The sequence below is a fragment of the Protofrankia sp. CiP1_Cm_nod4 genome, from assembly GCF_982290645.1.
This window is the reverse complement of sequence record NZ_CEVIVC010000074.1, coordinates 12,471-20,206: the sequence shown is the minus strand read 5'-3', so window position 1 is coordinate 20,206 and position 7,736 is coordinate 12,471. Positions and strand designations below refer to the sequence as shown.

The 7,736-nt window shown below is 72.2% G+C and carries 5 protein-coding genes; all 5 read left to right on the top strand.

Features of this window, described 5'->3' with window-relative positions:
• Window positions 1-67 precede the first annotated feature (67 nt).
• Window positions 68-808, top strand: coding sequence for a signal peptidase II (locus tag AC5LSR_RS14955; RefSeq protein WP_250285269.1), 741 nt, complete (start codon window positions 68-70; stop codon window positions 806-808).
• A complete protein-coding gene (locus AC5LSR_RS14950; protein WP_250285270.1) occupies window positions 798-1,832 on the top strand; it encodes an RluA family pseudouridine synthase in 1,035 nt (344 codons plus the stop codon). Before AC5LSR_RS14955 ends, AC5LSR_RS14950 begins: the two co-directional genes overlap by 11 nt.
• A gap of 278 nt (window positions 1,833-2,110) precedes the next feature.
• Window positions 2,111-3,514: a hypothetical protein gene (locus AC5LSR_RS14945; protein ID WP_250285271.1), complete on the top strand. Its 1,404-nt coding sequence runs from the start codon at window positions 2,111-2,113 to the stop codon at window positions 3,512-3,514.
• Window positions 3,515-3,667: 153 nt separating this feature from the next.
• Window positions 3,668-5,410 (top strand): hypothetical protein, encoded by a 1,743-nt coding sequence (locus AC5LSR_RS14940; RefSeq protein ID WP_250285272.1) that lies wholly within the window; start codon window positions 3,668-3,670, stop codon window positions 5,408-5,410.
• 558 nt (window positions 5,411-5,968) lie between these two features.
• On the top strand, window positions 5,969-7,684 hold the full coding sequence (locus AC5LSR_RS14935) for an acyl-CoA carboxylase subunit beta (protein ID WP_250291912.1): 1,716 nt from the start codon (window positions 5,969-5,971) through the stop codon (window positions 7,682-7,684).
• The last annotated feature ends 52 nt before the right edge of the window (window positions 7,685-7,736 follow it).

Sequence of the window (7,736 nt, the reverse complement as noted above, 5' to 3'; positions counted from 1 at the left end):
GTGGCGCGAGGGTGACGGTCATGGTGCGTTCCGGGCATGAAGGCGCTGCCCGTAGAGTGGGGCAGGTGTGGGAGAGGGCGTCCACGGGCGGGACCGGTGGGATGTGACGGCCGAGGTGGAAAACGGGAAGTCCATCCCGGACCTGGATGATCCCGCTGGTCCGGATTTCGACGTGTCGTCGGCCCATGAGGAGAGTCACATCAGCGGGAGCCGTACCGGCGGCGAGCCGTATCGGGTGTGCCGGTCGCCACGCGCGGTGGCCACGGTGGCCGGTGCCGGTCTTGTGATCCTCGCCATCGACGTGGTCACGAAGATCGCCGCTGTGGCGAGCCTGTCGGACCGGGCACCGATCGAGCTGCTTCCCGGCGTACTCGACCTACGGCTGACGCGTAACCCCGGGGCCGCGTTCAGTATCGCTGGTGGCGCGACCGTGCTGTTCAGCATCGTCGCCCTGGTGGTTGTCGTGATCATTGTTCGCACCGCCCGGACGCTGACGTCGCTGTCGTGGGCGGTCGTGCTCGGTCTGCTGCTCGGCGGGGCCCTGGGCAACCTCAGCGACCGGATCTTCCGCGCGCCGGCGCCGCTGCGCGGGCATGTCGTGGACTGGATCCACCTGCACAACTGGCCGGTGTTCAACATCGCCGACTCGGCGATCGTGATCGGTGGGGTGGTCGCGGTCATCCTGGCGGCCCTCGGTACCGCTCTGGACGGCCAGCCCGCCCCGCGGGACGGCCAGCCGAATCCGGACGGGCCGGCGGGCCCCGACGGCCGGCCCGCGACGGACATCGACGACCGCGATGGACAGTAACGAAACCGGCGATACGGCCGGTAACGAAGCCGGTAACGAAGCCGGTGACGCGGCCGGCGGCGAAGCCGGCCAGGTAGCCGTGGCAGGGGGCGGTGTGCGGGACAGGCGTGCGCTCCCGGTTCCCGACGGGCTGGACGGCCTGCGCCTGGACGCGGCGATCGCGCGGATGTTCGGGCTGTCCCGGACGGCCGCGGCCCAGCTTGTCGACGACGGCCAGGCCAGCGTGGACGGGGCCGTACGCGGCCGCTCCGACCGGGTCGGCGCCGGGGCGTGGCTGGAGGTGTGCCTGCCGCCCCCGCCGAACCCGGTCCGGGTGGCGGCCGAGCCGGTGCCCGGCCTGCAGGTGATCCATGATGACGACGACATCGTGGTGGTCGGCAAGCCGGTCGGGGTGGCCGCCCACCCCGCGCCGGGCTTCACCGGCCCGACCGTGATCGGTGGCCTCGCCGCCGCGGGCTACCGCGTCGCGACCAGCGGTGCCGCGGAACGCCAGGGCGTTGTCCACCGTCTCGACGTCGGCACGACGGGCATCATGGTCATCGCGAAAAGTGAGCGCGCCTACACCGTGTTGAAGCGGGCTTTCCGGGACCGCGAGGTCGAGAAGATCTACCGTGCTCTGGTGCAGGGGCATCCCGACCCGTCCAGCGGCACGGTGGACGCGCCGATCGACCGGCATCCGCGTAAGCCCGGCCTGTTCGCCGTGGTAGCGGGTGGGAAGCCCAGCGTCACCCACTATGACACCGAAGAGGCGTTCCGGGCCGCGTCGCTGCTCTCGGTGCGCCTGGAGACCGGGCGGACCCATCAGATCCGGGTGCACATGTCGGCGCTGCGGCATCCCTGCGTCGGCGATCTCGCCTACGGCGCTGATCCGGTCCTCGCCGGCCGGCTCGGGCTGGCCCGGCAGTGGCTGCACGCCGCCCAGCTGTCCTTCGCCCATCCCGCGGACAGGCGGTGGGTGACGTTCACCAGCCCCGACCCACCTGATCTCGCGGAGGCGGTTGCCGTTCTTCGGCGGCAGTCGTGACCGCCACCGGTCGTCCGCCGGCTGTGTTCCGGGCGGTGTGGCACCGGTTCGCCAGGGCCCGGTTCACCGGGGTCCGGACCGGGACCGGGGCTGATGCCGGGGCCGGGGCTGATGCCAGGGCCGGGGCTGATGCTGATGCCGGGGCTGAGGAGCAGACCGGGGCAGCGGGCCGGACGGGAAAGCTGTGGGTTCGCGGCTGGCGTCACTCTGTCGATCATGATGTGGGCCGGCTGGGGAGACCGCGGGCGGGACGGGCCGCCGTGGGCGCGGCATGGCGTGTGCTCGTTGGCCTCGACCATCTGGACGAACGTCTGTTGCCGGTCGCGGGCCGGATCCTGAGCGGGTTCACCGCCCGGGCCTCGCGTCTGCGAACCGCCGCCCCGGGCGTCCAGGGGCTGCCGGGCGGCCTGGCCGTGCCGGGCGCACGCACGGATGATCCGGCCGGCGGCGGTGGGCATGACAACGCGTCCGCCAGGTCGCGCAGGGACAGGGTTACGCCGTACGGTGATGAATGTGACCCGATCGGTAACGCTACCGCAAGCCGAGCCGTCGTGGCGGCCGGGAGAGGCACGGCGCGGCGCGGGACCGTCGAGCCGCGGGACACGGCCGTGGCTGCCGGCCTGGCCAGCACCGCTACCGCCGGTGGCCCGGCCAGCACCGCTACCGCCGGTGGCCTGGCCAGCACCGCTACCGCCGGTGGCCCGGCCAGCACCGCCGCGACTGGTGGCGGCGCGGTCCGGTGGGGTCTTTGCGGCCACCCCGTCATCGAACGGAGCATGCGGATGACGGCGCTGGGCGTGGTTTCGGTGATCGGGGTGAGCACGATCGCAGCCCTGGCGCGCGGCCCGGCCGGCGGACGCGATCTTGAGAGGTTCGACCAGCCGCGGACGGCGGTACCCGCGGTGGGGCGACGGGTGGATCCGGTCGCCAGGCCGGCCTACGCGCTGTCGGGTTCCCCTGCCGCCGGCACCGGTCCTGCCGCCGGCACCGGTCCTGACGCTGCCACCACCGGCCCGGGCATGGTCGCGGGCCCGGTTCCCGTCCCCGCCGCGATCGCGGTCCCCACTCGGGTCGAGGAGATGCCCGCGGCCGCCGTCCTGGTGGGCCTGGGACAGCGGGAGACGGTGGCGGGCTACCTGACGGCGGCGCGGACACGGCTGGCCACCGCGGCCCGGCGGGCCGAGTGGCCCGGCAGCCACCTCAACGCCCATACGGACGCCCACCCCGACGCCCACACGGACGCCCACACGGACGTCTACCCCGACACCTACGCGGTCGTCAGCTTCCCGGGCTACCGGACGCCGGAGCAGGCCCTCGACCTGCTCCGGGACCTGCGGACCGTGCGCGTGTTCTTCCGGGTCCCCCCTGACGGCGCGGCGTTGTCCGCGGATGTCCGCGACCCGCTCGCCGACATCCGGACCGCTTTCGCGCACGCCGCCGACGCCGCGGCGGCCCAGGCCGGCGCCGCTGGCGACGCCGGCGCTGACGCCCGGGAGCGTGCCGTGGACGAGACGGTGGCGTTCAGAGGTTCCTGCGCCTGCCTGTACGGGGCGGTCGTGGCGGCCCCGGCGTGGCGGCTGGCCGCTCTCGGCGAGGCCGAAGCGGTCCGGCTGGTGGACGTCGCGGCGGCGGACGTCCCCGCCGGGCCGGCTGTGTTCGTGCCGCTACGCCCCGAACAGTGATGATCTGAACAGCGGCGATCTGGGCGGTGGCGCCTCGGACAGTGATGACCTGAGCAGTGGCGGCGCGACCGGGGGCGGCGCGAGCGGGGGGCGACATGAGCGGGGCGGAATGGTGGCCGACAGCGGTGAAGGTGGCTGAGCAGCGGTGACACGGTGACGACGGCGGGAACGGTGACGACGGTGGCGCGGACGTGGTGGGCACGAGCCGTTCTCGCGCTGCTCGTCGTCGTCCTGATCGCGGATACGCCGGGGAGTGACGTCACCGGCGGGGCCGACGGGGCTGTCCAGGCCGCCCACATCACTCGGGCCGCCCAGGCCGCCGGCACCGTCGTGGCCGGCGGCGACGCTGTCGCGGTGAGCTCCGGTGCCGGCGCCGGCGCCGGTGGTCTGGATGCCGGCGCCGCTGGTCGCTACCCGCGGACCACGGCCGTGAGGGCGGCCGGCGCCGCCGCGGGGGCTGGCACCGGCGAGGCCGCTGCCCGGGCCGGCCATGCTCTCGATGCCGGTTCCGATGCCGGTCCCGATGCCGTCGCGGAGGTGCCGGTCACGCTGGCGCGCGGGAGCTCCCCGTACTCGTTGGCCGTCCAGGCGCGACGTGACGGCGAGGGGGTGGCGGAGGTCACCGCCGGGGCCCCCGGGGCCGACTGGGCGGTCCCGGGCGCGGAGTCCGCGGTGCTCGCGATCACGGTGGACGGCGTGCTCGCGACCGACCTCGTCGTGCCCGCCGCACATCCGATCACCAGAAGGGTCCAGCTCGGGCGGCTGCGTGCCGGCGTCCACACTCTCGAGATCACCCTGGACGAGCGGGCCTCCAGCGCTGGCGCGCGGACGGTGGTGATCGATGAACTGTCGGTATCGGTGGTGGCGCCCAGGGCGTCCGGCGGCCCGGATCCGCTTGCGTACGCCCCGATCCTCTACGGACGGTCGCTTCCTGAGTACGGCGGGCTCTTCCAGAACAACCACACCGACACCCCGCTGCTCGCCTGGCACACCCAGGCGCCAGCGGCCGGCCGGCCGGGCCACACGGTGCTGGAGTACAGCGTCATGTTCAGCAACGAGGACGGCGGCACCGGCAACGATCCCGGGTACCTCCAGGCACGCTGGGGACGCCAGACCGACATCGAGTGGGTGTACCGGGCCGAGCTCGACGCGGCCGGGTCCGTGGTGCCGGGGTCGGCGGTCTACCAGGGCCCCGACCACGCGACGCTGCCGTTCACCGGCCGCTACGAGGACGGCCATCCCGTGCTGCGGACGTGTACGGGCAACAACATGGTGTGCGACACGGTCGCCGGCCCCAGCGCCGGCACCGGTGGCATGCGGTTCCTCCTCGCCGCCGATCAGGAGCTCGCCGCGGGCGAGGCGCGGGAGCGGATGATGGACACCGCGGGGTGGACCTACCAGGTGTCTGCGGCCGAGGCGCGCCGCGAGGAGAAGATCGAGCCGGTGGCGTCCGCGTACACACCTGCACTGTCCGACCTGCGGAACTATCTGTACGTCGTGATCCGCAAGACCACGTCCGCCCCGGTCGTCCCGGTTGCCTCGGCCGTGCCGGGCCTGGCCTGGGCCGGCACCACGGTCGGGGTCCGGCTCGCGGGTGACCCGGACGTCCTCTACCGGTCCGACCACATGATCCCCGGCTGGTCCCTGCAGCGGGACGGCGCGGCCGCCACCGCGGTGGAGCTGCCCCCGGGCACGAAGCTCGCCGACATCGCCACGCTCGAGGTGCTGCGGGCCCCGGCCGGGGTGGCCGACCCGGGCTCGACGGTGACGGTCACCGGCGTCGAACGGGCGATCATGCTGGATGCCGACGGGCTGCCCGCGCCCGGGTCGCTGACCTGGTCGGGCAGGGTCACGCTCACCGCGTCCGAGCCGGGCGCCGTTCTGGTACGTCCATGAGGACGGTGCCGGGAGCGTCGGTCGAGGAGCGCGAGCCCCGTCCGTAACCACGCACGCAGGCCACGATCGGCGCGGGTCTGTTGTCTGTACGCTTTCTGGCCGCCCCAGCGCACACAGTGACAGACTCGCGCCGATTTTCTTCGGTGGCCGGCGCCCATCGGCGTGTGCTGTCGTTCGTGAGGATGCCGTCGGGCCCCAGGCCCCAGGCCCAAGGCCGCCGGTAATGGCCGCGGTGTTTTCGGGCAGCAATTTACGCGATATGACCGCTGTCGGGCCGGCGACATTCCAGGCTGTCGTCGTGTACGCTCCGTACGAATACGGTTCCATGTGACGGGCCAATCATGGCCGTACCGCCGCGGCTGATATCCACGCTTGTGATCAATATCACCCGTGGAGGCATGTCAGCTCGATTCAAGGATCCCTCAAGAATTTTTCCCAGTGCGATCGTCCAAACTCGGTACAGCGGCCACCCGGGAAGATCGGAAGGCCGCGAGGTCACGTTTCTTCCGCGGTGTCGGGAGGCCCGGGCCACCGGGTTACCAGGAGGAGGGATCGCTGGTGGTTTCAGTCCTGCGCAACAGTTCGGACGGCGAGGAAAGCACCGTCGAACCCGCGGCCTACTGGCTTCTTCCCAACCAGCTCATCCCCGGCCAGGGCAACCGGCGGCCGATCTCCCAGGATGCCGGCGGGGCCGCGTCGGAGGCGGCCCGGGAAAGCGAGCCGCTGACCCTCGAGCAGCACACCGCGCTCCTGGCCCGGCGGCGGCTGCTCGCCGAGCAGGGAGATGACCCGGAAGCCACCCGGCGGCATCACGCCCGGGGCAAACTCACCGCCCGCGAACGCATCGAACACCTGCTGGACGCGGGTTCCTTCACCGAACTCGACCTTTTCGCCCAGCACCGGGCCACCGGTTTCGGAATGGAGCGTTCCCACCCGTCCGGCGACGGGGTGGTCACCGGGTTCGGCACGGTGGACGGCCGCAGCGTGGTCGTTTTCGCGCATGACGCCCGGGTCCGCGGCGGCGCGCTCGGTGAGACGTTCGCGGCCAAGATCCACCAGGTGCTGGACCTGGCCGAGTCGATCGGCGCGCCGGTCATCGGCCTCAACGACGGCGGTGGCGCGCGCATTCAGGAGGGCGTCGCGGCGCTCGCCGGTTTCGGTGGGCTTTTCGCGCGTAACGTCCGCCTTTCCGGGGTCGTCCCCCAGATCAGCGCCGTTCTCGGGTCCTGCGCCGGCGGCGCGGTGTACTCCCCGGCGCTGACGGACTTCGTCTTCATGACCCGCGACACCGCGAACATGTTCATCACCGGGCCGGACGTCGTGCGCTCGGTCACCGGCGAGGACGTCTCCCAGGCCGAGCTCGGCGGAGCGCAGGTCCACGCCGAGCGCACCGGCGTGGCGAGCTTCCTCGCCGACGACGAGGAGACCTGCCTGGACGAGGTCCGCTACCTGCTCTCCTTCCTGCCGTCGAACAACAACGAGGCGCCGCCGGCGGTCGAGCCGTCCGACGACCCCGACCGCCGCTGTCCGGAGCTGCTGCGGATCGTGCCGCCGAACGAGCGGACGCCGTACGACATCCGGGACGTCATCGAGGAGATCGTGGACGACGGCGAGTACCTGGAGGTGCAGTCGCACTGGGCCCGCAACATCGTGTGCGTCCTGGCCCGTTTCGACGGGCGGGTCGTCGGGATAGTGGGAAACCAGCCGATGGTGCTGGCCGGTGTGCTCGACATCGACGCCTCGGAGAAAGCGGCGAGATTCGTCCGCATGTGTGACGCCTACAATATCCCGCTGGTCACGCTGGTTGACGTACCTGGCTTCCTGCCCGGGGTCGAGCAGGAACACAATGCCATCATCCGCCGGGGCGCCAAGCTGTTGTACGCCTACTGCGAGGCGACTGTGCCGCGGATCCAGGTTATTCTTCGCAAGGCGTTCGGCGGCGCCTACATCGTCATGGACTCCAAGTCGATCGGCTCCGACCTCTCGTTCGCGTGGCCGGTCAACCAGACCGCGGTCATGGGCGCGGACGGGGCCGCGAACATCATATTCCGCAAGGAGCTGGCGGCGGCGGAGAACCCCGACCGGTTGCGCGCGGAACTCACGAAGAAGTACAGCGACGCGCTGCTGCATCCCTATGCCGCCGCCGAGCGCGGCCATGTCGACGACGTCATCGACCCGGCCGACACCCGCCGGATGATCGTCCGCGGGCTGGCCTTCCTGCGGACCAAGCGGCACGTACAGCAGATCCGCAAACACCCCAACGAGCCACTGTAGGCATCCGGGCCGCCGGGGGCGCCGGACGACCGACAGCGTTGCCCCCGCCGGA